This is a genomic window from Streptomyces roseirectus (assembly GCF_014489635.1).
In the GTDB taxonomy this organism is placed as follows: Bacteria; Actinomycetota; Actinomycetes; order Streptomycetales; family Streptomycetaceae; genus Streptomyces; species Streptomyces roseirectus.
In genome coordinates this window covers 5,546,650-5,571,882 of sequence record NZ_CP060828.1, presented here as the reverse complement: position 1 = coordinate 5,571,882, position 25,233 = coordinate 5,546,650, and the positions used below count along the sequence as shown (strand labels likewise).

Annotated in this window: 24 protein-coding genes, 1 tRNA gene and 2 pseudogenes; 14 read left to right on the top strand and 13 right to left on the bottom strand. The window is 71.0% G+C overall.

Features of this window, described 5'->3' with window-relative positions:
- Positions 1 to 80 precede the first annotated feature (80 nt).
- Together IAG44_RS23710 and IAG44_RS23705 are read left to right on the top strand one after the other, a co-directional pair.
- Positions 81 to 153, top strand: a tRNA-Arg gene (locus IAG44_RS23710).
- Between the two features lie 91 nt (positions 154 to 244).
- A complete protein-coding gene (locus tag IAG44_RS23705; protein WP_187749079.1) occupies positions 245 to 811 on the top strand; it encodes a Uma2 family endonuclease in 567 nt (188 codons plus the stop codon).
- 57 nt (positions 812 to 868) lie between these two features.
- On the opposite strand, the gene IAG44_RS23700 is transcribed toward IAG44_RS23705, so the two are convergent.
- Complete coding sequence (locus IAG44_RS23700; RefSeq protein WP_187749078.1) at positions 869 to 2,062, bottom strand: MFS transporter; 1,194 nt, start codon at positions 2,060 to 2,062, stop codon at positions 869 to 871.
- A 109-nt stretch (positions 2,063 to 2,171) separates the two neighbouring features.
- Between IAG44_RS23700 and IAG44_RS23695 the strand changes: the two genes are divergently transcribed.
- From IAG44_RS23695 to IAG44_RS23680, 4 genes are all read left to right on the top strand, one after another.
- Positions 2,172 to 2,744, top strand: a complete 573-nt coding sequence (locus tag IAG44_RS23695) for a TetR/AcrR family transcriptional regulator (RefSeq protein WP_187749077.1) — start codon at positions 2,172 to 2,174, stop codon at positions 2,742 to 2,744.
- Between the two features lie 230 nt (positions 2,745 to 2,974).
- Positions 2,975 to 3,622, top strand: a complete 648-nt coding sequence (locus IAG44_RS23690; protein ID WP_281404338.1) for a glycoside hydrolase family 11 protein — start codon at positions 2,975 to 2,977, stop codon at positions 3,620 to 3,622.
- A 13-nt stretch (positions 3,623 to 3,635) separates the two neighbouring features.
- Positions 3,636 to 4,307, top strand: a complete 672-nt coding sequence (locus IAG44_RS23685; protein WP_187749076.1) for a polysaccharide deacetylase family protein — start codon at positions 3,636 to 3,638, stop codon at positions 4,305 to 4,307.
- Positions 4,308 to 4,571: 264 nt separating this feature from the next.
- On the top strand, positions 4,572 to 5,807 hold the full coding sequence (locus IAG44_RS23680; protein WP_187749075.1) for an AMP-binding protein: 1,236 nt from the start codon (positions 4,572 to 4,574) through the stop codon (positions 5,805 to 5,807).
- Positions 5,808 to 6,107: 300 nt separating this feature from the next.
- On the opposite strand, the gene IAG44_RS23675 is transcribed toward IAG44_RS23680, so the two are convergent.
- Complete coding sequence (locus IAG44_RS23675; protein WP_187749074.1) at positions 6,108 to 6,536, bottom strand: PaaI family thioesterase; 429 nt, start codon at positions 6,534 to 6,536, stop codon at positions 6,108 to 6,110.
- Between the two features lie 262 nt (positions 6,537 to 6,798).
- Positions 6,799 to 8,634 carry an acyl-CoA dehydrogenase family protein gene (locus IAG44_RS23670; RefSeq protein WP_187749073.1) on the bottom strand — a complete coding sequence of 612 codons (1,836 nt, stop codon included), beginning with the start codon at positions 8,632 to 8,634 and terminating at the stop codon, positions 6,799 to 6,801.
- Positions 8,635 to 8,759: 125 nt separating this feature from the next.
- Here IAG44_RS23670 and IAG44_RS23665 point away from each other — a divergent pair, with 125 nt between their 5' ends.
- On the top strand, positions 8,760 to 9,389 hold the full coding sequence (locus IAG44_RS23665; RefSeq protein WP_187749072.1) for a hypothetical protein: 630 nt from the start codon (positions 8,760 to 8,762) through the stop codon (positions 9,387 to 9,389).
- Positions 9,390 to 9,404: 15 nt separating this feature from the next.
- Here the strand turns inward: IAG44_RS23665 and IAG44_RS23660 are convergent, their stop codons facing one another.
- Together IAG44_RS23660 and IAG44_RS23655 are read right to left on the bottom strand one after the other, a co-directional pair.
- On the bottom strand, positions 9,405 to 10,166 hold the full coding sequence (locus tag IAG44_RS23660) for a hypothetical protein (protein WP_187749071.1): 762 nt from the start codon (positions 10,164 to 10,166) through the stop codon (positions 9,405 to 9,407).
- A 52-nt stretch (positions 10,167 to 10,218) separates the two neighbouring features.
- Positions 10,219 to 11,409 carry an MFS transporter gene (locus tag IAG44_RS23655; RefSeq protein WP_187749070.1) on the bottom strand — a complete coding sequence of 397 codons (1,191 nt, stop codon included), beginning with the start codon at positions 11,407 to 11,409 and terminating at the stop codon, positions 10,219 to 10,221.
- A 206-nt stretch (positions 11,410 to 11,615) separates the two neighbouring features.
- Here IAG44_RS23655 and IAG44_RS23650 point away from each other — a divergent pair, with 206 nt between their 5' ends.
- The gene (locus IAG44_RS23650; RefSeq protein ID WP_187749069.1) at positions 11,616 to 12,578 is read left to right on the top strand and encodes an ArsR/SmtB family transcription factor; all 963 of its coding nucleotides are present in this window, start codon (positions 11,616 to 11,618) and stop codon (positions 12,576 to 12,578) included.
- A gap of 366 nt (positions 12,579 to 12,944) precedes the next feature.
- Here the strand turns inward: IAG44_RS23650 and IAG44_RS23645 are convergent, their stop codons facing one another.
- On the bottom strand, positions 12,945 to 13,658 hold the full coding sequence (locus IAG44_RS23645; RefSeq protein WP_187749068.1) for a TetR/AcrR family transcriptional regulator: 714 nt from the start codon (positions 13,656 to 13,658) through the stop codon (positions 12,945 to 12,947).
- A gap of 227 nt (positions 13,659 to 13,885) precedes the next feature.
- Here IAG44_RS23645 and IAG44_RS23640 point away from each other — a divergent pair.
- The 3 genes and pseudogenes from IAG44_RS23640 to IAG44_RS23630 all read left to right on the top strand — a co-directional run.
- A pseudogene (locus tag IAG44_RS23640) lies at positions 13,886 to 14,794 on the top strand (alpha/beta fold hydrolase); the annotation flags it as partial.
- A gap of 21 nt (positions 14,795 to 14,815) precedes the next feature.
- A complete protein-coding gene (locus IAG44_RS23635; RefSeq protein ID WP_246564295.1) occupies positions 14,816 to 15,319 on the top strand; it encodes a glutathione peroxidase in 504 nt (167 codons plus the stop codon).
- Between the two features lie 110 nt (positions 15,320 to 15,429).
- Positions 15,430 to 15,945: pseudogene (locus tag IAG44_RS23630) on the top strand (MerR family transcriptional regulator); the annotation flags it as partial.
- A gap of 19 nt (positions 15,946 to 15,964) precedes the next feature.
- On the opposite strand, the gene IAG44_RS23625 reads toward IAG44_RS23630, so the two are convergent.
- Complete coding sequence (locus tag IAG44_RS23625; RefSeq protein ID WP_187749067.1) at positions 15,965 to 17,281, bottom strand: RNA-guided endonuclease InsQ/TnpB family protein; 1,317 nt, start codon at positions 17,279 to 17,281, stop codon at positions 15,965 to 15,967.
- 20 nt (positions 17,282 to 17,301) lie between these two features.
- Between IAG44_RS23625 and IAG44_RS23620 the strand changes: the two genes are divergently transcribed.
- Positions 17,302 to 17,541 (top strand): toxin-antitoxin system HicB family antitoxin, encoded by a 240-nt coding sequence (locus IAG44_RS23620; RefSeq protein WP_343075748.1) that lies wholly within the window; start codon positions 17,302 to 17,304, stop codon positions 17,539 to 17,541.
- 51 nt (positions 17,542 to 17,592) lie between these two features.
- Here IAG44_RS23620 and IAG44_RS23615 read toward each other — a convergent pair whose 3' ends face one another.
- The 3 genes from IAG44_RS23615 to IAG44_RS23605 are packed head-to-tail and all read right to left on the bottom strand — an operon-like array spanning position 17,593 to position 18,753.
- Positions 17,593 to 18,198: a hypothetical protein gene (locus IAG44_RS23615; RefSeq protein WP_187749065.1), complete on the bottom strand. Its 606-nt coding sequence runs from the start codon at positions 18,196 to 18,198 to the stop codon at positions 17,593 to 17,595.
- A complete protein-coding gene (locus tag IAG44_RS23610) occupies positions 18,191 to 18,388 on the bottom strand; it encodes a DUF397 domain-containing protein (protein ID WP_187749064.1) in 198 nt (65 codons plus the stop codon). Before IAG44_RS23610 ends, IAG44_RS23615 begins: the two co-directional genes overlap by 8 nt.
- Positions 18,385 to 18,753: a hypothetical protein gene (locus IAG44_RS23605; RefSeq protein ID WP_187749063.1), complete on the bottom strand. Its 369-nt coding sequence runs from the start codon at positions 18,751 to 18,753 to the stop codon at positions 18,385 to 18,387. The genes IAG44_RS23610 and IAG44_RS23605 overlap by 4 nt, the downstream gene beginning before the upstream one ends.
- 156 nt (positions 18,754 to 18,909) lie before the next feature.
- Between IAG44_RS23605 and IAG44_RS23600 the strand changes: the two genes are divergently transcribed.
- Entirely contained in the window at positions 18,910 to 19,749 is an 840-nt protein-coding gene (locus tag IAG44_RS23600; protein ID WP_187749062.1) for a helix-turn-helix domain-containing protein, read from the top strand.
- Positions 19,750 to 19,819: 70 nt separating this feature from the next.
- Here the strand turns inward: IAG44_RS23600 and IAG44_RS23595 are convergent, their stop codons facing one another.
- From IAG44_RS23595 to IAG44_RS23585, 3 genes are all read right to left on the bottom strand, one after another.
- Positions 19,820 to 20,008 carry a DUF397 domain-containing protein gene (locus IAG44_RS23595; protein WP_187749061.1) on the bottom strand — a complete coding sequence of 63 codons (189 nt, stop codon included), beginning with the start codon at positions 20,006 to 20,008 and terminating at the stop codon, positions 19,820 to 19,822.
- A 164-nt stretch (positions 20,009 to 20,172) separates the two neighbouring features.
- Entirely contained in the window at positions 20,173 to 21,054 is an 882-nt protein-coding gene (locus IAG44_RS23590; protein WP_187749060.1) for a helix-turn-helix domain-containing protein, read from the bottom strand.
- Positions 21,055 to 21,373: 319 nt separating this feature from the next.
- Complete coding sequence (locus IAG44_RS23585) at positions 21,374 to 22,132, bottom strand: GOLPH3/VPS74 family protein (protein WP_187749059.1); 759 nt, start codon at positions 22,130 to 22,132, stop codon at positions 21,374 to 21,376.
- A 249-nt stretch (positions 22,133 to 22,381) separates the two neighbouring features.
- On the opposite strand from IAG44_RS23585, the gene IAG44_RS23580 reads away from it, so the two are divergent.
- Complete coding sequence (locus tag IAG44_RS23580) at positions 22,382 to 25,228, top strand: D-alanyl-D-alanine carboxypeptidase (RefSeq protein WP_246562013.1); 2,847 nt, start codon at positions 22,382 to 22,384, stop codon at positions 25,226 to 25,228.
- The last annotated feature ends 5 nt before the right edge of the window (positions 25,229 to 25,233 follow it).

The window sequence follows — 25,233 nt, the reverse complement described above, 5'->3', positions numbered from 1 at the left end:
ACCAGGCGGTGACGAACAGTCAATGAACCAGTCCCGAAACCATCCCCCCGCCCACATCCGCTACCCTGTCCTTGGCCATTGCCTTCGTAGCTCAGGGGATAGAGCACGGCTCTCCTAAAGCCGGTGTCGCAGGTTCGAATCCTGCCGGGGGCACAGTGTTCGGGCGCCTCAGGAAGGTGCCCCGTTCGGCCCCGGGCCTGCTGTCCGGGGCCGAACCCCGTAGTACGGGTCCCGGAGGTGCTTCATGACGGCGGAGATGGTGCCCCCGGCATGGATGCACGAGCAGATCTCCGCGCAGGAGTACGACTCCTGGTCCGAGGAGCAGTGCGCCGGTATCGAGATCGTGGACGGAATGGTCGTCGTGAGCCCGAGCGCATCCAAACGGCACAACCGGCTGGCCCGGATCCTGGCGAACGCCCTCGACGCCGCCGCCGGCCCGGAGTGGAACGCCGACACCGACTTCGACGTCCGTCTTCAGGACGTCCCCCTCACCAACCGCCGCCCCGACGTCGTCGTGTACCGCGCGGACACGATCGACGTCACCCCCACCCGCCCCGAGCACGTACTGCTGGTCGCGGAAGTGGTGTCGCCGGGCTCGGAGACCACCGACCGGATCGTGAAGGTGGACCAGTACGCGAAGGCGGGCATCGGCTTCTACTGGCGGATCGAGCAGACGGCGACGGGCGTGCCGCTCGTCTACACGTACGTCCTCGACCCCGCGACGAGGGTGTACCGGGACGGGGACGTGTTCACCGGCGTCGTCAAGGCCGTCGCTCCCTTCGCGGTGGAGGTCGATCTCGGCCAGGCGTGACCCGCACGCCGCCCGCCCCACCGCGGAGGAGGCCGTACCCGGCCCGCGCCCGCCGCCTCACGCCCCCTCCCCCACCGCCTCCCGCCGCCCCCGGACGTCCACCGCCGGGGCCAGGAACGCCGCGCACGTGACGAAGGCGAGGACGACGAGCATGGCGGGGCGGAGGCCGATGTGTTCGCCGAGGAAGCCGAGGGTGGGTGGGCCGACGAGGAAGGCGAGGTAGCCGATGATGGCGACGAGGCTGACGCGGGCGGTCTCGTCGGGGCCGGACTCGCCGGCGGCGGAGAGGGCGAGGGGGAAGCCGAGGGAGGCGCCGAGGCCCCAGAGGAGGACGGCGATCCCGGCGATCACCGCGCTGTCGGCGACGATGACGAGGAGCAGCCCGAGCCCGCCGGACACGGCGCTCGCGCGGACGACGGTCACGCGCCCGTACCGGTCGAGGAAGTACGCCCCGCCGAACCGCCCGAGCGTCATCGCCGCGGCGAACCCGGCGTAGACGAGGGACCCGGCGGCCTCCCCCATCCCGTGCCCGTCGACCATGATCAGCGGCAGCCAGTCGTTGGCGGACCCCTCGGCGAGGGCCATCGCGAGCACGATCGCCCCGATCAGCAGCAGCTTGCGGTCCTTCCAGACGGCCGCCCCCGCGTCCCGTACCTCTCGGGTAGCACCGGCATCAACTCGCCCTGTGCCGGGGGGAATCGCCGGGACCGCGTAGCTCAGGAGTACTACGGATACGACGGTGACGCCGCCGAGGTGCCACTGCACCGGCACGTCCGCCGCCGTCGCGGCGATCCCGACGCCCGCGCCGAGCACCGTCCCGAGGCTGAAGCAGCCGTGGAGGGTCGGCATGGTCGTCACCCCGGAGAGGCGTTCGACGTCGGTCGCGTCGATGTTCATCCCGACCTCGCCGCCGCCGACCCCGGCGCCGAAGAGGAACAGGCCCGCGGTGACGAGCGGCGTGGACGCGGCGAGCGCGCCGGCGGCGATCGTCGCGAGGCCGCAGATCAGGACGGCCGTCCCCCAGACGACGACGGGCCGGGTGCCGAAGCGGGAGACGAGGCGGCCGGAGCAGAGGATGCCGAGCATCGAGCCGAGGGAGAGGCCGAAGAGGACGAGGCCCATCTCGCCGGTGGAGACGTCGAGCCGGTCGCGGATCGCGGGGGTGCGGGTCACCCACGACGACAGCGCGATCCCGGCGAGCAGGAAGAACACGAACAGCGCCCGGCGGCGCCTGCGCACGGCCTGGTCCATGAGAATGCAGCTCCGTGGGTACGGGGTCGGCGTCCGGTCGAGCCCACTCGCCCACCGGCTTGGACAAACGTACATGCCTGTTCACGGCGGTAAGAAGGCGTTTTCGGCAATGATTCAGGACACACCCGCACCCACCGGCCGCCGCGACCGGATCCTCACCGCCGCGCTGGACGTGGTCGCCGAGGAGGGGGCCATCCGGGTCACGTACCGCAGGATCGCGGCGGCGGCCGGGGTCCCGCTCGGCTCGGTGACCTACTACTTCGACGACCTGAACCAGCTCCTCACGGAGGCGTTCACGCGCCTCGCGGAGACGGTCTCGGCGCACTACCGCGCCCAGTTGGAGGCCGCCCGCACCCCGGAGGAGGCCCGGGACGCGGTCGTCGACATCATGAGCGGCACGTTGTGGACGAGCGAGCGCGATCCGCTGCTGACGTTCGAGCTGTACGCGTTCGCCGCGCGCACGCCGGAGCTGCGGACGGTGCTGAACAGCTGGATGCGGGCCAGCCGCGACGCGCTGGCCCGGCACTTCGACCCGCTCACGGCGCGGGCGCTGGACGCGCTCGTCGAGGGGTTCACGTTGCACAACTTCTTCGACCACACCCCGCTCGGGCGGGACGACATCGCGTCGGTGGTGCAGGCGCTGCTGGAGCGGGACCGGGGAATTTCCGACGGTAAAAAGTAGCCGGAAATCCTTCGAAACATTCGGCTTTCACGGGCCGCTTTCTGGTGCATTCAGCCGCATTACCTCTGATCGATTAGCGCTGAGCTGGCATATTGCGCGCGAATGTTTCGAACTCGCTGCCGAAACTGTTGACAGTTGACGGGGTCATACCAACACTGTCCAGCGTCAGGCTCCCCCACCTCTGGAGTACTGGGAGGAAGCACGCTGTGAAAGCTCTGAGCCGCTTCAAACTGTTCGCAGCAAGTGTTTGCACCACAGCTCTGGTCGCGCTGATCGCCCTGGTCATGCCGGGCACCGCGCACGCCGCGACGGTCGTCACGACCAACCAGACCGGCACCAACTCCGGTTACTACTACTCGTTCTGGACGGACGCGCAGGGCACCGTCTCGATGACCCTCAACAACGGCGGGAACTACAGCACTTCCTGGCGCAACACGGGCAACTTCGTGGCCGGGAAGGGCTGGAGCAACGGCAGCCGCCGGACGGTGAACTACTCCGGCAGCTTCAACCCGTCGGGCAACGCCTACCTCACGCTGTACGGCTGGACGGCCAATCCGCTGGTCGAGTACTACATCGTCGACAACTGGGGCACGTACCGCCCGACCGGGACGTACAAGGGCACCGTGACCAGCGACGGCGGCACCTACGACATCTACCAGACGACGCGCTACAACGCCCCGTCCGTGGAAGGCGTCAAGACCTTCAACCAGTACTGGAGCGTCCGGCAGCAGAAGCGCACCGGCGGGACCATCACGGCCGGCAACCACTTCGACGCGTGGGCGCGCGCCGGGATGCGGCTGGGCTCGTTCAACTACTACATGATCATGGCGACGGAGGGCTACCAGAGCAGCGGCAACTCCAACATCACCGTGAACTGAGGGAGTTGACCCCATGCTCTCGGTACGACCTCTCGCGGCCACGGTGACGGTCGCCGCGCTGGCGGCGGCGGGCGCGTTCGCGGTGGACGCCGCACCCGCGCGCGCCGCGGCCTGCTCCGGGTACGTCGGTCTCACCTTCGACGACGGGCCCGGCGGGAACACCCAGACCCTCCTCAACTCCCTGCGGGCGAACGGCCTTCGGGCCACGATGTTCAACACCGGCCAGAACGCGGCGAGTTATCCGGCGCTGGTGCGGGCCGAGGTGTCGGCGGGGATGTGGGTCGCCAACCACAGCTACACCCACCCCAACCTCACCCAACTCCCGCAAGGACAGGTCGACTCGGAGCTGGCGCGCACCCAGCAGTCGATCGCGAACGCGGGCGGCGGGACGCCCCGGCTGTTCCGGCCGCCGTACGGGGCGACCAACGCGACCGTGCAGTCGGTCGCGGCCAAGTACGGGATGCGGCAGGTCCTTTGGGACGTCGACTCGCAGGACTGGAACAACGCGAGCACCGACGCGATCGTCGCCGCCGTCGGACGGCTCGGCAACGGGCAGGTCATCCTCATGCACGACGGCCCGGCGAACACGCGGGCCGCGATCCCTCGGATCGCGCAGAACCTGGCGTCGCGCGGGCTGTGCCCGGGGACGATCTCGCCCACGACCGGGCGGGCGGTGGCGCCGTAGACGGTGCCCTCCGGGCGCGTTCTGGGAGGCGTCCCGGGGGCACTTGGCGCGGCGGCTCCGGCCGCCGCGCCGTCAACTTTCCCCCCTGCGCCGGGGGCGGCAATCCAGCGGACGGGTGAGGCGGGGGCATACGGGGTGGGGGCCGGGAGCCGGTTGCCACTTGAGCGCCTGCCGTACGCCTCCCCGGGGAGGGGGCCTTCGGGATAGGTGTGGTTCCCGTGCCCGGAACGTGGCGTGGGAGTGGCGTGGCTGGAAGGAGCCGGTATGCCGCACAGACGCGTCCCGCCGGGCGAGCGGTGGGGGCGGAGAGCGGGCGCGCGGCCCGGGGATCCGCTCGACAACCGGATCGTCTGCGAGGGGTTCCGGGGCACCTGGTGGCGGCTGGACCCGCCACCGCTGGAGCGGCGGACCGTCGTCACGGCGGACGGCCAGCTCGCCGCGCTCATGGCCGCCCGCGCCCATCTCGGCAACCCCGGCGAGCTGTTGGTCGTCGCGCGGGAACGGGTCGACGAGACGCTGTGCAAGGAGCTGCGCAGGTTCGCCGAGGGGCGGTCCACGCGGCCGGGGCGGATCTGGCTGACGACGAGCGGCAGCGCGGGCCGGCCCCGCCTCCTCGCGCACACGCTGTCCTCGCTGACGACGCTCGGCGACGCCCCGCCGCCCTACCGCTGGCTGCTGCCCTACTCCCCCGGCACCTACGCCTGGTGGCAACTGGTCGCGCTGAGCCTCACGTTCCCCGGGCAGGACCTCGTGACGGCGCCGGGGCCGCGGCCCGACCAGTGGCTGCCGGTCGCGCTCGCGGAGGGCGTGGACGCGGTGTCGGCGACGCCGTCGTTCTGGCGGCTGGCGCTGGCCTCGGGGGACCCGGAGCTGGAGCGGTTGCGGCCCAGGCAGATCACGCTGGGCGGGGAGCCGGTGGACCAGCCGCTGCTCGACCGGCTGCGGGGCGTCTTCCCCGGCGCGCGGATCAGCTGGATCTACGCGTCGACGGAGGCCGGCGCGTGCGTCGTCGTCCACGACGGGAAGGCCGGGTTCCCCGTCGAGTGGCTGGAGCGGCCGTCGGACGGCACGAAGCCCGGACTGCGGGTGCGGGACGGGCAGTTGTACGTGCGTCCGGTGCACGGCGCCGACGGGGTGCCGGAGTGGGTGGCGACCAGTGACCGGGCCGAATTCGTGGGCGGGCGCGTGGTGTTGAGCGGTCGGCTCGGCCAGGACCAGTTGAACGTGGGCGGGTTGAGGCTGTCGGCGGGGCAGGTGCGGGACGTGCTGCTGGCCCATCCGGACGTGCACTGGGCGCGGGTGTTCGCGCGGACCGCGCCGTTCGTCGGGTCGGTGGTGGCCGCGGAGGTCGTATCGGACGCGTCCGAAGGGGAGTTGGTGAACTGGTGCAGCAACCGGCTGCCCGGACATGCCGTGCCCCGGTTCTTCACCGCGCTCGACACGGTGCCGCTCACGACGACGCTGAAGAGCCGGCTCGACGGTGCCGCGCGCGGCGTCTGAAAGGCGTCCGCCGAACGTTGGAAATTTCGGCCGCACCCGTGCCCCCCGAGTTGGAGCAACTGGCTTCCGCCATACGGGCAGTCGCGGTCCGCGCGCGCCGCGGACATTCCACCGGAAGGCCGCCGCCCAAATCGGTGTGCACTCAGTGCCGTTGGCGTGGCGCGTGTCGCCGGGTTGCGTAACGAGCGCTATTTTCCCCGGAGATGAGGGTGCCGGAGAGGGTTCCGGGAACGCAAAAGCCGTAGGACGCCCGGTCTGGGCGTCCTACGGCTACGGGAGGCTATGCGGAGGCAGGGGGTGTCAGGCCATCAGGTCCTTCGTGATGAACAGGGCCGTCGAGTGCGCCAGGAGGGTGCCGTCAGGGGTGGTGACGTCCGCGTGGGCGAGGATGCGCGGGCCCTGGGTCTGGGTCGCTCTGCCCACGCAGGAGATGCGGAAGCTGCCCGCCGGCACCGGCTGGAGCAGGTTCATGCTGAAGTTGCCGGTCACGGCCTTGGTGCCGCGCCGCACGGTCGACAGCGCGGCCAGCGCGCACGCCGTGTCGCACAGGGTCGCGGTGAACCCGCCGTGCGTGAAACCGGGCCAGCTGCTGTGTCCGTCCGTCGGGGTGGCGCTCAGGATCACCCGGCCGCGCTCGGCCATCTGGACCCGGACACCAAGCCCGTCGCTGAACGGGAAGAACCCGGTGCCGTGCGCCGCGGACTCCTGAATCGCCTTCAGACCGCTCATACGACGGAGGCGCCGAACGAACGGGCTGTCCGACGCGAGGACGGGAGAGAGGGGCGCGAGTGTGGCGGTAGTCATCGGGGAAAACTCCGAGGTCGTAGGGGTGCTGGGAGGCACCCATGCAACAACCCGGGCCGACCTAATCCAAGGGCCGGATATCGATCTCGGGTGCATGGGGGCGTACGGAAGGGGCGTGCGTGACTTGTTGGCTTATACGGCTAAGCGCCCCGCGCGCTCCCCGGTTCGGCGGAGCGTGCGTCTCGTGTCACTGAGTGCCTTCGCGCCTTCGCTCCCCGGCGGGATCCAGTGCGCGGGCGTAGTGGGAGACGAAGCCCTCGGGCGCCTCGAAGGGGGTGCCGAGGAGGCCCGTCGGGAGGTCGAAGGCCGCGGTGAGGGTGCGCAGGTGCGGGGCGAGGCGGTCGTGGAGGCGGTCGGTGAGCGCGGGCAGGGGTTCGGCGAGCGCCGGGAAGGGGCCGTCGGGCAGCAAGTCGGCGCCGTGTGCGCGGCATTGGCGGACGGCGAAGAGGGTGAGGAGGTCGTCCAGGACGCGGCGGGTCGCGGGCGAGACGCCGGCCGTGCGGCGGGCGAGGGCGTCGGCGGCGCGGTGGGCGGCGTGGGCCTCGGCCGCGGCGAGGGCGGCGTGGGAGGTGCGGTCCCAGCGGCTCTGGGCGTCGCCGCCGGAGATGGCGTGCAGACGGCGGGCCCTGCGGTGGAGGTACTCCTCACGTACGGCGAGCCAGCGCAGCCATAGCTCCGGGGTATCAGCACCGCAGGTATGAGACGGGTCCCAGCGGGTGGTGCCCTTCTCCTCCGGGAGCGTCAGGCGCCGGTAGGCCGCGTGCAGCGCGCCGACGCGGCTGTCGCCGTCGGCGGTGGTGACCGCGTCGCGCAGCGCCCGGTACTCGACGATCCGGTTGTGCGCGAACGCCCCCTGGGCGCCCAGCCGTTCGCGGGCCTCGTCGCAGGCGTGCGCGGCGACGTCCGTCACGAAGTGCTTGGCCAGCGCGATCTCGTCGGTGACGACGGGCGCGTACTCGTCCGGCACGCCGTCGAGCGCGGACGTCGCCTCGCGGACGGCGAGGGTCGCGGCGTAGGTGTCGGCGAGGGCGTCGAGCAGGCGGCCGTGGTGGGAGCGGACGTGGGCGAGGGGGATCCGGCCGCCGGCCTTGCTCTCGATCTCGCGCTGGGTGGCGTGGCGCACGGCGATGGCCAGGGCGGCGCGGGCCGCCGCTGCCGCCATCGCCGCCGCGACGATCCGGCCGGTGCGGACGCGGCCGAGCGCGCGCCAGGTGCGGCTGTCGCCGGCGAGCGGGCCGACGAGTTCGCCCCGCTCGGTGACGTGGGTGCCGTCCGGGGAGAGGAGGCAGTCGAGGCCGACGCGGACGCCGTCGAAGCGGGTGAGGGCGTTGTCGATGCCGAGGACCGGCCGGTCGGGGAGGCGGCGGACCGTGACGCCGGGCAGGACCGTGCCGTCGGGGGCGGTGAGGTGGACCAGGAAGGCGTACGGGCCCCGGTCCTCGCCCCGCAGGATCAGACGGGCGAGGACGATGCCGAAGCGGGCGCAGCCGGCCAGCGGGGGCGGGGCTGTGCTGGACATGAACTTCACCGCGGTCGGCGACGGGGTCGTCAGCACGAACTCCCTTGTGTCGTCGTCGAATTCGGCGGTCGTCTCGATGTTGTTGAGGTCGCTGCCGTGGCCCAGTTCGGTCACCACGTAGCTTCCGACCGCGCGGCCCTCCAGCATCCGGCGGCGGGTCCGCTCGGGTTCGCCCGTCCGGGGCGAGTGTTCCGTCAACGTGCCCAGGGCCAGGTTGAGTTGGACGCTCAGCAGGAGGGCGAGGTGCGGGTCGACGGTCGTCGCCCACTCGTGCAGGGTGACCGACTCGCGGAGGTCCGTGGCCGCTTCCGTGGGGCGCAGGGCCGGCAGGAGTCTGAGGTAGCGCTCGTAGGCGCGCCGGCCCGGGTCCGTCGGCCTCGCCCGCCAGTCCTGGGCGAACAGGGGCCGTGTGAAGAGCTCTCTGTGGTGGCGGTACTGGCGGTACGCCTCCTCCTGCCCGCCGGCGGACAACATGACTGCGATCTCGTCGGACATCGCGTTCATGGGCTCATGGTCAGGGCGGGTGTCGAGTGCGTCAAGTGCCCGTGGAACGGCCGATGGTGCCGGTGAGGAGCGTCGGGGCGAGTGCGCGCCCCCCGGGGGGCATGTCCGCCCGGCATAATCCAGCCATGTTCGCCGAACGGGCCCTGGAGGCCGATGTGCTGGCCGTCGGGGCGGAGTTTCCGCTCGCCCTCACGGGTGGGTGCGCGTTGCGTGCGCATGGGGTGGTGGGGTGGTCGCGGGGGGTCGGGGTCGCGACCGAGCATCCTGCGCGACTTGAGTGGATCGCCTCGCAAGTGGCCGTCGGGCTGGGGGAGTTGGGGTGGGATGCGCAACTCTCCGAGAGAGGGCCGTTGTTCGCGCGTCTCACGGCCGACGGCGTCACCATCTCCCTCTCCAAGGAGGTCTTCTGCCGCCCTCCCGTGCGGACGCCCGCCGGGCTCGCTCTCGCTCTCCCCGACGCGCTCGGCGTCAAGGTCCGTGACTTCGTCCGGCGCGGTTACGGCCGTGACCTCTCCCGGATCGCCGCCTGCGCCGACTCCTTCAGCTGGCCCGAACTGGAGGAGCTGGGCCGCCGTCACAGTCCCGACGGCCTCGAACTCCCCGATCTCCAGGGCCGGTTGCTCCGCACGGAATGGCTCGACGACACCGCCTTCACCGGCTGTCCCGACGTGGCCCGGCTGCGCGCCTGGGCCCACTCCTGGTCCGACGACATCGGGGAACGACTGCTGGAGGGCGGGGTGCCGGAGGAGCGGTGAAGGCAGGCGGCGTTCTCAGGTGCCCGCCGGTCTCCTGGATGCCGTGTCGAGGGGGCGGAGTTCCTTGAGGTCGATACGTTGGGGTTCGCCGGCGACGACCTCGACGGAGAAGGCGGCTTCGAAGGGTGAACCTCCGGACACCAGGGGGTTGTTGAGGAAGTCGGGGTCGGCGAGGAGGCGGGCGGCGGCGCTGGTGCCGAAGCCGAAGCTGCCGGCGAGGACGACGACGTGGCGGCCGGGCTGGAAGGGGTTGGCGGCGCGGACCAAAATGCCGAGATCCACGGCGAGTTGGCCGTGGGCGTCGGTCTGCGGGGACAGCACCTCGCCGGTGCGGGAGTCGGTGATCCTGGCGTCGTGTTCGTCGGCGGGGCCGAACGTATAGGTGAGCGGCAGGCGTTGGACGATCTCGGCGGTGACGCGGTTGGAGTGCGGGCCGCCGACGAGGATCAGGTTGCCCCGCCGCTCCGAGCCGGTCAGCTGGTGGCTCGGGGTGAGGGGCAGGTGGCTCACGCCCGTGCGCTGCAACTGCTGGCGCAGTTCGTGGATCGCGAGGACGTCGCCGACGCCCACCAGGCCCGAGCGCTCCCAGATGTACTGCTCGCCCTCGATGAAGACGGACGTCACCATCTTCAGGTCGGGCGTCGCGAACGGCCTCCAGAAGCCCCGGGTGTCGCGGAAGCGCCACAGGTCGCGGACCCGGCCGAACGAGCGTCCCGCGACGAACGCGAGCGACGCCGCGGACAGGTTGACCAAGAGGTCTTGCAGAGCGCCGCTCATCCGGAAAGCTCCGTTCTCGCCGCGTGCGCGGGGGGCTTCTGGGTTCTCCCCCTTATCGCCGGATTCGACGCCCCTTGTCGGCCAGGTGCAGGGCGAGGGTGACCGCGACGGACGCCGCCGCCATGGCCGTCATCGCCCGTGCGGGGGTGGTGAGTTGGGCCAGGGTGCCGGCTGCCGCGGCGGCCAGGCCCTGGAGGGTGATCATGCCGGAGGAGTGCAACCCGAGGGCGTGGCCGGCGAGTTGAGGGGGCGTCAGGTTCATCAGGCGTTCCTGCTGGGCGAGGCTCGCGCCGAAGCCGATCGAGGCGAGGGCGGTCGCGGTCGCCGTCACCGGGAGTGGGGGGCTGAAGGCGAAGACGGCGTAGGGGGCCGCCAGGAGCAACAGCAGGGGGGTCGCGGCGCGTTGGCGTGCCGCCGGCTTCAGGACGCGGCCCACCGTCACGTCGCCGGCCAGCATGCCGAGGGCCGCGCAGGCGAACAGGGTGCCCGCCGCGCCGGGGTCGTGGGCGACGAACAGGGACTCGCAGCCGACGATCAATCCGTTCGGGATCCACAGGCCCAGGTAGGTGAGGCGGCGGGGGCGGTCCTGCCAGAGTTCGGCGTTCGTGCGCCAGGTCTCCGCCGGGGTGGGGCGGCCGGTGGTTCTCGGCGGGCGGTCGGTCAGGGAGGTCCGGGTGAATGTCGCGGACGCGGCGTACAACAGGGCGGCGAGCAGGAGGACTTGGGGCGGGGTCAGGAGCGTCAGGAGGAGGCCGGCCGTCGCGTAACCGGCGATCTGCGTCGGGCCGTTCGCCATGTTGAACAGGGCGCGGCCGGGGAGGTAGGCGCCGGGCGGCAGGATCTCGTTCAGCAGGCCCCAGCGGACTCCGCCGCCGAGCGCCGACACCAGGCCCTGGAGGAGGAGCAGCCCGAAGACCACGGGCAGCGGGAGGGGCAGGGCGAGCAGGGCCGTCGTCACGGCGAAGGACCCTGAGAGGGTCGTCAGGGTCGTACGGGGGCGGAGGCGGTCGGCGCCCGAGAGGAGGAAGGTGGCGCCGAGGGCCTGGGCGAGCGACGGGCCGAACATGCTCAGGGCCGACAGCAGGGGGGAGCCGGTCCGCTCGTAGACGTGTGTGCCCAGGGCCAGGCCGGCGAGGGTCTGGGCGGCCACGTGGGCCGCCGAGGAGAGGAAGAGGGGGGTGAACTCCGGGGTTCTGAACAGGGTGGTGTACGGCGTCGTCGTCGCCGTGGTGTCGGTGGGCATGGGCGGAGTCTCCGGGTGGGGCCCGTGTGGTGGTTATTGTTTCGCCGGTGCGCGAAAGGTTGCGGGCTCCGGGGAGGCGGTGAGGGGGCGAGCGTGAAGTGGGCGGCAAGGGCGCGCTGAAGGTCGCGGGCGGCGAGGGGGCGCGAAAGGTCGTGTGCGGCAAGGAGGCGCTGAAGGGGCGGCGAGGGGTCAAGTGAGGGGGGTTCGTGGGGGTTTGGCAGGTTGATGCGGACACGCTCGCGCGGAGCCGGTTCGTTCTCTCGCCGCTCGCCGAGACGTTCGCGGCGCTGAAGCTGCTGCATGCCGGGGTGGGGCGGCATCCCGGGGAGAGCCGGTGGCTGGGCGCGCATCTGCCCGCCTACCGGGCCCGGCTCGCCGCCGATCCCGTGAGCGCGGCGCTCGTCCGGGCCGGGCTCGGGCGGGAGTGGATCGCCGACTTCCTCACGCCCGCGCCCCGGGGTGGGGAGGACTTTCCCTCCGAGGTACTACGGGTACGGGGGGTGGCGGGCGCCGAGGCGCGGGCGCATCTGCGGACGGCGGTCGGCGGGGAGCTGCCACCCGTACTCCTCAGGGACGACCTCGGGGACCTCGCCGCCGACCTTCTCTCCTGGGTCTGGGCGTCCTCCGTCGAGCCCTACTGGGAGCGGCGGCGGAAGGTCCTTGAGGCCGATGTCGCCGTGCGGCTCGACCAGGTCAGCCGGGGCGGGTGGGCCGCCGTCCTCGACTCGCTCCGGCCCGGGACGCGGTGGCTCGGGGCGAGCCTCTTCCAGGTCAACCGGCATGAGTATCCGCCCCGTTCGATCGCCGGCGCGCAGCTCGTCCTCGTCCCCGTCACCCCGCAGACCGGGTGGGTCGCCTGGGAGGAGCCCTCCCGGTACGCCGTCGTCTACCCCTGCGCCGGGGTGCTCGCCGAGGAGCGGGCCGTGGGGCGGGTGGGGGCACTCGACGCACTCCTCGGTGCCGGGCGGGCCCGGGTTCTGCTGCTGGTCGAGCGGCCCATGAGCACGAGCCAGCTCGTCGCCGTGACCGGGCAGGGGCTCGGGTCCGTGGGACGGCATCTACGGGTACTACGGGATGCGGGGCTGGTGGAGCGGAGGCGGGTGGGGAGGTCGGTGCTGTATGTGCGGACGGGGGTGGGGGAGGGGGTGGTTCGGGGGGTTGGGGGGTGAGGCGGCCTCGGGCTTGGCGGGGTGAGCGGGACCCGGGCTTGGCGAGGCGAGCGGGCTTGGCGAGGCGAGGGGACCCGGGCTGCCGGGCTACTCCTCGTTCCGGCTCCCGGCCGCCCTTGCTCCTCGCCGCCGGCCACTCCTCAACTCCCGCTCCCGGCCGCTGTTCGCCCCCGCTCCCAGGCCGCCCCTCACTCCCGCCACCAACAACTCCTCACCCCCACTGCCGGCCGCCACTCGCTCCCGCCGCCGGCCACTCCTCAACTCCCGCTCCCGGTCACCCCCTCGCTCCCGCCGCCAGCCGCTCCTTGCTCCCGCCGCCGGCCACTCCCCACCCCACTGCCGGCCGCCGCTCGCTCCCGCCGCCAACTACTCCTCGCGCCCGCTCCCGCCTAGGCTCCCGCCCTCACCCTTGCCCTCGCTCTCACTCCCGCCCCGGCTCCCGCCCTCTTCTCTGCTCCCGCCCTCGACCTCCCCCTCTCCCCCGCCCCCGAACAGGCGGTTCAGGTGGTGCTCCAGTGCCGCCTTCGCCGATTCCGGGGTGCGCTGGCCGACCAGGACGCTGGTGCCGAGGCCCGCTGACATGGCGAGGAGGGTGACGGCTTCGAGGTGGGGGTTCAGGTCGGCGGGGAGGTGGGCCAGGTGTTGGGCCTCGCGGAGGAGGTCGGTCACCGTGGCTTCCGCCGCGTCGGGGCTGGTGATGAAGGGCTGGGCGGCGAGTGCTTCGTCCGTCACCGAGAGGATCGCGTACGAGGTGTAGAGGTGGTGGAACGTGCGGCCGGCGTCGTCCGTCGGGAGGGCCGTCAGGAGCAGGGCCTCGATCCTGGTGCGGGGGGTGGGCGCGGGGGCGGCCCGGAGGTGGGCGGCGACCCGGGCGGCGTAGGACCGCGTCAGGTGGTCCAGGCCGAAGAGGAGCAGCTTCTCCTTCGTCTCGAAGTAGTACTGGACGAGTCTCAGGGAGACCCCCGCCTCGGCGGCCACGTCGCGCATGCCCACCGCGTGCAGCCCGCGCCGGCCGGCGACGCGGACGAGCGCTTCGGCGATCTCGGTGCGCCGTTGCGCGTGATCCACCCGTTTCGGCATCCGCCGGCCTCCGTTCACTGTCGCTGCCGGGCGCCTCCGCTCGACGTCCCCGACTGGCGTCCCCGCCGGGCACCTCCGCTCGGCATCCTCGCCGAACACCCCTGCCCGGCATCTTCGCCGCTCACCGGCTCCGGCCCCCGCTCCAGCCCCGGCGTTTTTTGATGGTACAGCCGTACCACAGTAGTGATACGTTCGTACCATAAAAACGATGGTCTCCGGAGGTGGACATGCCCGAGCCCTATGCCCGCCCGCGCCCCGACGTCGGCCGGTACGTCGACGACACCTGGCGCGCCCGCTACTTCGCGGCCTGCGACGCCGTCTACGCGCTCGGCGCGCCCGCCCGCGCGGAGCTGGACGTCGAGACCGCGTACGGCACCACGCACGTCTACCGCTACGGCCCCGACGACCCGGCGGACGAGTCCCGTACCCCCGTAGTACTGGTCCACGGCGCGGGCTCGTGCTCGGCGATGTGGTACCCGAACACCGCCGACCTCTCCGCGCGGCGCCCGGTGTACGCGCTGGACACCCCCGGCGACCCGGGCCGCAGCGTGCAGCGCGCCCCGATCCACGAGCCGGAGCACGCCGCGCGGTGGCTCGACGAGACGCTGAACGGGCTCGGTCTAGACCGTGTACACCTCGTAGGTATCTCGTACGGCGGCTGGCTGGTCCTGAACCAGGCGCACCGCAGGCCCGGCCGCCTCGCCTCGGTGATACCCCTAGACCCTGGGGGGCTGGAGAAGGTGGGCCTGCGGTTCTTCGTCTGGCTCTTCGCCGGCCTCTTCGCGACCTTCGCGCCCAAGCGCCTGCGGCCACGCCTCGCGGCCTGGCTGGAGCAGCCGGTCCTCGTCATGCCGGAGCTGCGGACGATGATCAGGACGGCCGTCCGCGCGTACCGCATCCGGCGTCCGGCTCCCCTGCCCCTCCCGGACGACGCCCTGTCCTCGATCCGCACCCCGATGTACGTCGTCCTCGGCCGGCGGAGTCTTCTCCTGCACCCGGAGCGGCAGTTGGAGCGGGTGCCGCGCCTGATCGAGGGAGCCCGCGCCGAGATCGTCAGCGGGACCGGGCACGGGCCGCAGATCGATCACGCGGCGGAGATCGACCGGCGGATGCTGGAGTTCATGGACCGTGTGGACGCCGGAGTTAGCATCCGAAGCATGACTACCAACGCCACTTCCCCCCTCCAGGTCGAGATCGACGCCCTCAAGGGCGGCTCCGCCGAGCTGTCCCGGTACGCCGGCCAGGTCGTACTCGTCGTGAACGTCGCCTCCAAGTGCGGACTCACTCCCCAGTACTCCGGGTTGGAGAAGCTTCAGGAGCGGTACGCGGAGCAGGGCTTCACCGTGCTCGGCGTGCCCTGCAACCAGTTCATGGGCCAGGAGCCCGGCACCTCCGAGGAGATCGCGGAGTTCTGCTCGGCGACGTACGGCGTGACCTTCCCGATGACCGAGAAGGTCGAGGTCAACGGCGAGGGGCGGCACGCGCTGTACGAGCGCCTGGTCGGTTTCGCCGACGCGGAGGGCCACACCGGTGACATCCGCTGGAACTTCGAGAAGTTCCTGATCGGTCGGGACGGCGAGGTCGTCGCCCGCTTCGCCCCGCAGACGGAGCCGGAGTCGGCGGAGGTCGTGACGGCGGTGGAGGCACAGCTCGCGAGCTGACCCGGCGTCGGCCTTCCCCTGGTTGGCCAACCCCTGGTTGACCTTCCCCTAGGGGAAGACCCCAGTCTCCTCCCCACCGGGCACCCCGCCCGGTGACGGAGGATGACGGCATGGACGAGGACGTACGCGGCCCCGAGGGCGCACCCGCCCCCGGGCCCCTGCTCGGCATCGACGCCCCCGGGTCCCTGCTCGGCATCGGCGCCTTCGCGGCCCGCGCACGGCTCTCCGCGAAGGCGCTGCGGCTGTACGACCGGCTGGGCCTGCTCACACCGGCCCACGTCGACGCCGTGACCGGCTACCGCCGCTACCACGAGGACCAGATCGAACGGGCCCGCCTGGTGGCCCTGTTGCGCCGGCTGGACATGCCGCTCGCGCAGATCGCCGGCATCGTCGAGGCCGAGGGCGCGCGCGGCGCCGGGCTCCTCGACGCCTACTGGTCCGAGGCCGAGTCCCGGCACGCCGAGCGGCGCGCCCTCGTCGGCCACCTCCGTCGTCGGCTGAACCGTACGACCGGAAGGAGCCAGGACATGGCTGACCTGTACGCCGAGTTCGACGTCGAACTCGTGGAGATCCCGGCGCAGTGGCTGATCACCGAGACCCGGCACGTCCTCGCGGACGAGCTGCCGGTTTGACATCCTCCCCCTCTCAAAAGAGGGGGATTCCAACCCATGCGGGCTGAGGTTCACGGACGCTCGACCCCTTGCGGGGTGTCGCCCCTCCGGCACCGGCTGTTCGCCGGGGGCGGGGAACCCCGCCCTGTCCTGCCGCGACGTTGATGCCAGCGTTGGTGTCCGCGTTGCAGGTGAAGCCACAGGAGGAACACTCGAACTCGGCTTGGCTCTTGCGCGAGTTCTTGTCAATCCATCCGCAGGCACTGCACCGCAGGGATGTGTAGGGGGCGGGTACATCCTCGATCCGGCCGGGCGCCTTGTGCCCGGTACGCTGACGCAGCAGCCCCCAGCCCTGGGCGAGGATGGCCCGGTTGAGCCCGGCTTTCGCAGCCCGGCCGTTCTTCAGGTACTGGCCGGGCTGGTCGGGGTCGGGCTTCGCCCTGGCCTTGGCGGTCATCGTCTTGATGTTCAGCTTCTCGAACCGGACCAGGTCGTAGGTGCGGGCGAGCATGGTCGAGGTCTTCTCGCACCAGTCCTTACGCCGGTTCACCTCCCGCGCCTTCAGCTTGGCGACCTTGGCGTACCCGGCGGCTTTCTCGGGACTGCCCTTCTTCGCGCGGGCGGCGCGGCGCTGGTGTTTGCGGATCTGGGCGCGCTCGCGGGTGGTGAGCTGGGGGCAGTTGAGGGTGCGGCCGTCGGAGAGGGCGGCCGTGACGGCCACACCCCGGTCGATGCCGATGGCCTCGCCCGTACCGGGCGCGTCGATCGGCTGGGGGATGACCGCGAACGCGATGTGCCACTGACCGTTGCGGAACGTGACGCGGAACGTCTTCGCGGACGGTAGCTCGGCGCCCTTGCCTTTCGGGCTGAGGCGGAAGCGGACCCAGCCGCAGCCGGGCACCTTGACCTGCGCCCACCGCCGGTTCAGCTTCTGTAACACCACTGACCGGCCCATGACCTGCTTGCCTGTCTTCGCATTCAGCTTCGGCGAGCCGTCGGTGTTGTGCTCGGGTACGCGGTCGGTGCCGATGACACGGAAGCCTTCATGACGGAACTTCCTGCGCCAGGTCGGCTCACCGAACCCGGAGGTGAAGCGGGCGCTCTTGGCCTTGGCAAAGTCCTTCAGGGCCTGCTGCTGCACGTCGGCGTTCCCCGCGCCGAGCCATTCGTTGTCGCGTCGGGCTTCGGTGAGCTGGCGACACTGCTCCGCGAAACCAGGGGCGGACTTGCGCCCCCCGCGCCAGTGGGAGTGCTGCTCGACAGCGAGGTTCCAGACGTACCGGGCGTGCGCGCAGTGCAGCAGCATCTGCTGCTCCTGCCCACGCGTGGGGTACATCCGAAAACGACTCATGCACCCATTGTGGGTGCACTATGGGTGCATGGTCAAGACTGGTCCGGGTCTACTCTGGGTGCATGGTGAATTTCAATCTCCGACTCCCCGACGACCTCCATGCCGCCATCAAGGCAGCCGCCGCGCACGACGGACGCTCCGCCCACGGACAGATGCTGTGGTACCTGCGACGCGCCGTTGAGTCTTCCGGCAAGCCGAATCACCCTGGCGGCGATCCGGCTCCTCCCGTCCCGCTACGCGAGAACGGGCCCCGCCCCTGAAGAACCGGACCCTGCCCGGCGAGATCGGTGGATGAGACTGGAGGGCTGGTCCTACAACAGCCCGTGGAAAACCTGCTTCACGGACTGGGACGCGGCAGGGGCGGACGATCCGGTGTGCGATGTGGCGTTCCCGGTGCGGCGGGGCGCCGGCGGGTGAAGCGGGCACTGCCTGGAGTCCACGGCGATCAGTGACAGGGCCTGGTACGAGCCGTTGGCCAGCCAGAAGCCCCAGGACAGGTCGGTTCCGCAGCGCAGCGTGTAGAGCGCCGTGCCGAATCTGACCTCGTCGCGGAGGAAGGTGCGCTGCCGTGCCGGCCGCATCGTGGGGGCGATCGCGTCGAAGTGCTCGCGCAGCCAGGTCAGCGCCTCTTCAGGCGTGCCGGGGGAAGCCCTGATCAGACGGGCATCCTTGAGCAGCCAGTCCCGTGACGCGAACGGCACGATGTCCTCGGCCGCGGATCTGCGGGCCGCCGCGTCGCCGAGCCTCTTGCCGTCGCCGCGCCAGGAGTAGGCGTGCCAGTGGAGTCCCCGTACCTCCCAGTGGGTGGGGTGGCTCGTACGCCAGGAGTCGTACGGGGTGCACGAGGCGTACGGCGCGTACGAGACGGCCGCACCCGACGCCGGGTGCGGCCGTGTGCCGTCGTCCGGGTCAGGCACCGAGGTCGAACTCACCGCTCTTCGCGCCGGTCAGGAAATCCGCCCACTCCTGCGGGGTGAACTGCATGACGGTGCCCGTCTTGGTGTCCCGCAGCGCCACGATGCCGGGAACATTGGTGGCCACCTCCAGGCAGCCCTCGGAGCAGGGACCGCCACATGCGGCGGCCGTCCGGAACTCGTACGTGGTCATGCGGACCTCCTGTCGGCGGGCCGGGTCCTCACCCAGCCCATCGTGTGGATGAACCCGCCCGCGTCCGTCACGCGGCGGGTGACCTGGTCGTACTCGGCCGGGAGGGACGAGATCATCCCGGCCGAGACGGTGAGCAGCACGGAGGCGTCCGTGCTGTCCAGCGCCTCGATCGCCCTTGCCAGGGCGGGGCGTTCGGCGGGTCTGGTCGGGTCGCTCAGGCCCGTGTCGTCGTGCAGCGTCTCGACGACGTGCCAGCCGCGGTTACTCGCGTAGGTGTGGCAGGCGTCGAGGAGGCTGCGGGCGTCCGCGTGGACGGTCGTGCAGAGGTAGACGACCGCCGAGCGGGAAGGGCGGGGTTGATGCATGGGTCCCCCCACGGGTGGTGGGTCGTTGCGATGATGAGGAGTGTGCGCCTGTTTCCAGGCAGCGCGCAAGCAGTTCTCGTCTATCTGAAAACTCTCACCCTCCAGGGTGATGACCATCCCGTGGTGCAACTGCCAGACTGGCGTCAGGAGGTTCACATGGGTGAGGCAACATCCGCGCGCCGGCGTCGAGTTGGAGCACAGCTCCGGCAGTGGCGACTGGCCGAGGGGCTGACACTGCAAGAGGTCGCGGACCGGCTGGAGGTCAGCCTGGCGACGGCCAGCCGGTGGGAGACGGGGCGGACGAAGGTGTCGCTGGACACGTATTCGCGGCTGGCGGATCTGTACCGGGTGGGGGTGGATGAGCGGGTTTACTTCGAGCGGCTGTGCAGGGACGCGGACGAGCCGGGGTGGTGGATGCGGTACGCCGATCTGCTCTCGGACGGCCTCCGCAACTTCGTGGAGCTGGAGTCGCAGGCGCTACGGGAGTTCTGTTACAACACCGCTCTCGTGCCTGGGCTGGTGCAGACAAGCGACTACCGGCGTGCGGTGAATGCCGCGTTCGGCCTCGACCCCCAGAAGGTGGAGAGAGACGCGGACATGACCATCGCACGCCAGGCGATCCTGACTCGTTCCACCCCGCCCTTCGAAGGACACGTGGTGATCCACGAAGTTGCACTCCACCAGGTCTTCGAAGGACGACCGCACATCATGCGGGACCAACTCCGCAGACTGCGGGAGCTGTCGGACCGGCCCAACATGACGGTCCAGATCATCCCGATGCACCGGTCCGTCCACATCGGCAGCCTCGGAGCGTTCATCACCCTGGGCTACGACGGTGGCAATTCGACCGTGTACTACGAGATGCTCTCGTCCCAGTTGATGATCAACGACCCGGAAGAAGTGGACGTCCACCTCGAAGCGGAGAAGGAACTGATCACCAAGGTCGCCCTCTCTCCCGACGAATCCGCCCGCAAACTGGAGGAGTTGATCGGCTGAGGGCACAAGCCGAGCCCCCTCGGCAAGGACGGCGATCTCGTCGAGAGGGCTCTCGGTGGTGCTTGTTCAGTTACTTGACCGACTCCACGAAGGCGTTCCACACACCCGCGGGGAAGGCCAGCGCGGCACCTTCGGGAGTCTTGGAGTCCCGAACGGCCAAGGACGACGCGGAGGGCGTCCTGACTTCAACGCATGCGCTCTGTGCGTTGGAGTACGAGGACTTGGTCCACGTATGCGTGGACTCTTGGCGAATTGCCATCTTCACTCCAGTAGCTGGTTGCGTTCACGCCAGCACCTTTGATCACTGGCGCGATTCGACGCTACTGGGAGCCCCCTCCTCAGTAGGTAGCGATTCACCCGACCTAGTGGCATATTCCAGGAACATGTCACGCGTGGGTGACGCCCCGTGTAGGGTGCCGCCTTTCAGCGCGCGTATTCCTTCGCCGCGTCCTGGATGCGCTGAAGCGATTCCTCGGGGTTCAGCGACTGCGCCCTCAGGTGCTCGTACATCAGCGAGTACTTCTGCACCTCGTGCGGCTTCTCCAGGTACAGGTCGCTCGTGACGCCCTCGATGTAGACGACGCTGGAGTCGGCCAGCTCGGCGAACTCCAGGATCGCGTACTGCCCCGCCAGACCGGCGTGCGCCCCCACCCCGAACGGCAGCACCTGCACGGTGACATGGGGCAGCCGGGCCTGCTCGGCCAAGTGCTCCATCTGCTCCCGCATGACTCGCCGACCGCCGACGACCCGGCGCAGGCACGCCTCGTCCAGCACCACCCACAGGCGGATCGCCTCCTTGATCTCGCCGGTGTTGGGGTTGGTCTGCTCACCGAGCCGCCCCTGACGGCGAATCCTCACCTCGACCCGCTTCGAGACCTCCTCCTCCGTCGACTCCGGCGCCCCGCCCCGCACCACCGCCTCCGCGTACTCCGGGGTCTGCAACAGCCCGGTGATCAGCTGGGGTTCGTAGACGCGCAGGCTCGACGCGTCGTCCTCCAGGCCGATGTAGACGCTGTAGGGGACGTCCTTGAAGGCGTACCACCAGCCCTGTTGGCGGGATTCGCGGGCCATCTGCATGAGGGAGTCGACGACGCGGTCGTCGTCGATCTCGTACACCCCGCACAGGTCGCGGACGTCCCGGGGGCTGATGCTGCGCCGGCCGTTCTCCAGTCGGCTGATCTTCGACTGCGAGACCAGCAACCGCTTGGCCACCTGTTCCGCGGTCATGTTCTTGGACTCGCGGAGCCGGCGCAGCTCCAGACCGAGACGCCGACGACGCACGGTGGGATTGGTGTTGGACGGCATGTGATGTGCACCTCCGGCTGGATGCCTGTTGATACTTTGCGTATCTGCTGCTGAGCAGACTGCCACCAACAGGCTTATTACCGCCGGGAAACCTCGGATATGCCAGCGAGGCCCGCAAGTTCGGGGATACTGGTGGATTACGTCTGCCCCGTGACCAGCCCAACTCCCGTACCGGACGGCTGTTTTCGGACATGCGTCCGCGCGGGGCGGCGTACCGTTTCGCCTTGATCGGCGAGACGGACACCACCCCGCGCGGTGCGCGCGGCTCCCGAACGGGTCCGGTGGGGCGCGGAGTTGCGAGGGTGTCGTGGACCGCGGCTCAGTGGGCCACGACACGCGCCATGGTGGCCGGCCGGCGTGGCTGCGCCGGGACCCCACGGGCCGTTTCCGCGTTCGCCCTGGCGGGTGGCGCGGCCTGACGGCCGGCCGGTGCCGGGGCGCGGCGCGGCTGGACGGCCACGCCGTTCTGGACGTCCATCACGGCGTGCGCCACGAGGCCGCCCATCGGGTCGTGCCTGATCAGGTCCCGTAGCCGGGAGCGGGACGAGCGTCCCTCGTTGCCCGGATACAGGTGCTTGCCGAGACCGACCGCGTGCGCGAGCGCCGCGAGCGCCGCGGTCCGCGGGTCCGGCGGGACGCCGGTGCGGATCGCGGAATCCAGCCGGGACCTGATCTCCCGGCTGATCTCGTTGTCCGTCGCCTGGTAGCGCGTGGTCGGCAGCACCCCGCACATCTGTCCCGCCACGGCGGCGACCATGCCGCAGCGTTCGAGATGCGAGAGGTACGTCTGGCGGAGCCCCAGGCGGGGTCCGCCGATCCAGTGGACCGCGCGTACCGGGGCGCCGCGCCTGCGCAGCAACTCCAGTGCGTGGTCCAGTGTCGGATCACCTGTCGGCCGTGGTGCCACCACGGCGATACGATCCCCGTCAGGGGCTATCCGTCCGGCCAGCGCCAGCTCCACTAGCTGTGCTCCGGCCAGACCGAGGTCGAGCGACTGCGGCTGTGCGGTGGTGCCCGTGGTCGGGTCCAACGCCAGCAGCAGAAGCTCTTCCGGAAGTGTTCTGCGGCTCCTGCCCATCCATGCCTCCCCGCGTGGATGAAAGACAGGGTGACCCCTCTCACATTCATCTGTCGAGGGTGCGTGACCTGTTTGTAAGGGAACCGGCAGGTATGTCGTTCTCGTCTACCGCAGGGGCCAAGCGCTCCACACAGGACACTGGTACATGGTTCGGACAGCGCCCCCGGCGCCGTCCGCGCACGGGGAGGGTGTCCGGACACACGGTTCGTTGCCGTACGGCAGGGCGTGCGGCGTATGGAGGAGGCATCGGTGGCGGGCGAGTCCCCCGACAGGTCGAAGCAGCACGAGTCGTCACGACCGACGCAGGGTTCCGGCACCCCGGTTCCCGAACCCCACGACCCCGAACAGACGCCGGGGGGCGTGGACTTGGCGACCCGAGTCCTCACGCTGCCGACGAACCCGGAGGGCGCGGCGCGGGACACGGCCGAGGCCGACTCCCCGGACGCCGGCGAGTCTTCGCCCGCCACCGAGGAGACCTCGCGGAACGAGAAGGGTGCCGAGGGGGCCCGGGACGGCGACGGATCCGGCGAGGCCGGGGACGCCGGTGACGCCGGTGACGCCGACGGGGCCTCGGAAGCCGCCGGGAATTCCGGGGACGCCGAGGGTTCCGAGGACGCCGAGGAGACCCGGGAGACCGGCGACTCCGCGGCCGCCGGGGACGCCGGGGGCGACCAGGGCCCCGTGGGGGCTCAGAGTGAGGATGCCGTTCCGGTCAGTGGCGACGAGGGTGCCGAGGGGCCTGGAGCGGGTTCTGAGCGGGTCCAGGAGCCCGCGGGCGGATCGGGGGGTTCCGGGGGCGCGCAGGGCGCTCAGGGGGCTCCTGAGGGCGCCGAAGGGGGCTCGGAGCGGGAGGCCGAGGACCGCGACGCGGACGACGACGGCGCCACGGCGGGTTCCGGAGGTTCCGGCGAGCGGGCCGAGGACGACGCGGAGGCGGCTCCGGACGATGCCGAGTCCACGCCTGACGCGGAGACCAACTCCGATGAGGAACCGGACGCTTCGGGCGACGCCCGGGACAACTCGGCGCAGGACGCGGACGATTCGGACGCCGACGAAGCCAAGGCCGACTCCGACTCCGACGCCGACGTCGATGAGGAAGCCCGCACCGAAGCCGACGGCGTGATAGGCAACTCGCCTGCGGACGAACCGGATGCGAGCGCCACGGAGGACAAGTCCCCCACCGGGGACCCCGATTCCGCCACCGCCGACTCCAACTCACCCGGCGACAAGGCCGAGTCCGACGACGACGCCGAGTCCAGCACCGACGCCGAGTCCAGCAGCGACGCCGACGAGCCGAGCGCGTCCACCGACGCCCCGTCCTCCCCCGAGGACACGCCCCGTTCCGTCGACCAGCCGACCGCCGTCTTCAAGGCCGTACGCCCGAAGCCGGACGTCGACCAGCCGACGACGATGCTGAAGCTGGGCGACGTGAAGAAGCCCGGCGCAGCCGAGGCACCCGGCACCGGGAAGGCCCCCGACCCGAGGATCGCGCCCGGCGCAGGCAAGACCGACGGCGCCTCGACGACGTCCGACGCCGAGAAGCCCGGCGCGGCTGCGGCGGCGACCGGCGGCAAGGGCTCCGGCGACGCCCCGAAGGCGGCCGGCGAGAAAGCGGCCGTCGAGAAGGCACCCGGCACCGGGAAGACGCCCGACGCTCCCGAGAAGCCCGGCGCCGAGCGCGCCGGCAACTTCGTCGCGCTGAAGCCGCTCGACGACCCCTCGACCCGTAAGCCCCGTACCTCCACGGGGGTAGCGGCGACGGCGGCCGTGCCGCAGGTCGGGCCGGAGCGGACGACGCAGCAGCCGCTGCCGCCGAAGCCGCCCCTGGACCTGCTGGCGGAGCTGACGAACACGCCGCCGCCCCCGCCCACCCCGTTGCGCACCCTCGCGCGCCGGGTGAAGATCTGGACCCCGCTGATCCTCCTGCTGGCGGTCGTGTTCGCGATCGCGCAGAGTGTCCGCCCGCTGCCGACCCCCACCCTGGACCTGACGGCGGCGAACTCGTACACGTTCGAGGGCGCGAAGGTGGACATCCCGTGGCCGGCGAAGGGCCAGGCCGCGCTGGACGTCCAGGGCGTCGGCACGTTCGGCTCGTCCGGTCAGGAGAAGCCCGTCCCGATCGCCAGTGTCGCCAAGGTGATGACGGCCTATCTGATCCTGCGCGACCACCCGCTGAAGAGCGGCGACGACGGCCCGAAGATCAAGATCGACCAGGCCGCCGAGGACCAGTCGAACGCCGGTCAGGAGTCGACCGTGAACGTCACGGCCGGCGACTCGATCACGCAGCGCGAGGCCCTGGAGTCGATCCTGATCGCGTCCGCGAACAACGTCGCCCGTCTGCTGGCCCGCTGGGACGCCGGTTCGGAGACGGCCTTCGTCGAGAAGATGAACGCCGCCGCCAAGGACCTCGGTATGACGAACACGACGTACACGGACCCCTCGGGCCTGAACGACACGACCGTCTCCACGGCGATCGACCAGGTCAAGCTCGGCAAGGCGGCGATGGAGCAGCCCGTCTTCCGCGAGGTCGCGGCGATGATGTCGTACACGGACTACAAGGGTGAGTACCACTCGAACTGGAACGGTCTGGTCGGCAAGAACAAGGTCGTCGGCATCAAGACCGGCACGACCACCTCGGCGCTCGGCAACCTGATGTTCGCAGCGAAGAAGGAGGTCGGCGGCGAGACCCGCACGATCATCGGCGCGGTCGTCCGCCAGCCCGCCGGCGGCCCGGAGAACACGATCCTCAGCGCGGCGCTGGACGGCGGCGACAAGCTGATCCGCGCGGCCCAGTCCGTCCTGACGTCGGCGACGATCCTGAAGAAGGGCGCGGTCGTCGGTTATGTGGACGACGGTCTCGGCGGCCGGACCCCGGTCGTCGTCACGAAGGACGTCACCGCGGTCGGCTGGCCCGGTCTGAAGGTGAAGCTCTCCTTCGTCGCGGGTGATCTCCCGCACACCGCGAAGGCGGGTACCCAGGTCGCGACCCTGACCGTCGGTGACGGCGGCTCGGCGGGCGCGGTGAAGGTACCCGTAGCACTCAAGAGTGAGTTGGCCGAGCCCGGCTTCGGCGCCAAGCTGACCCGCCTCGGCTGACCCTT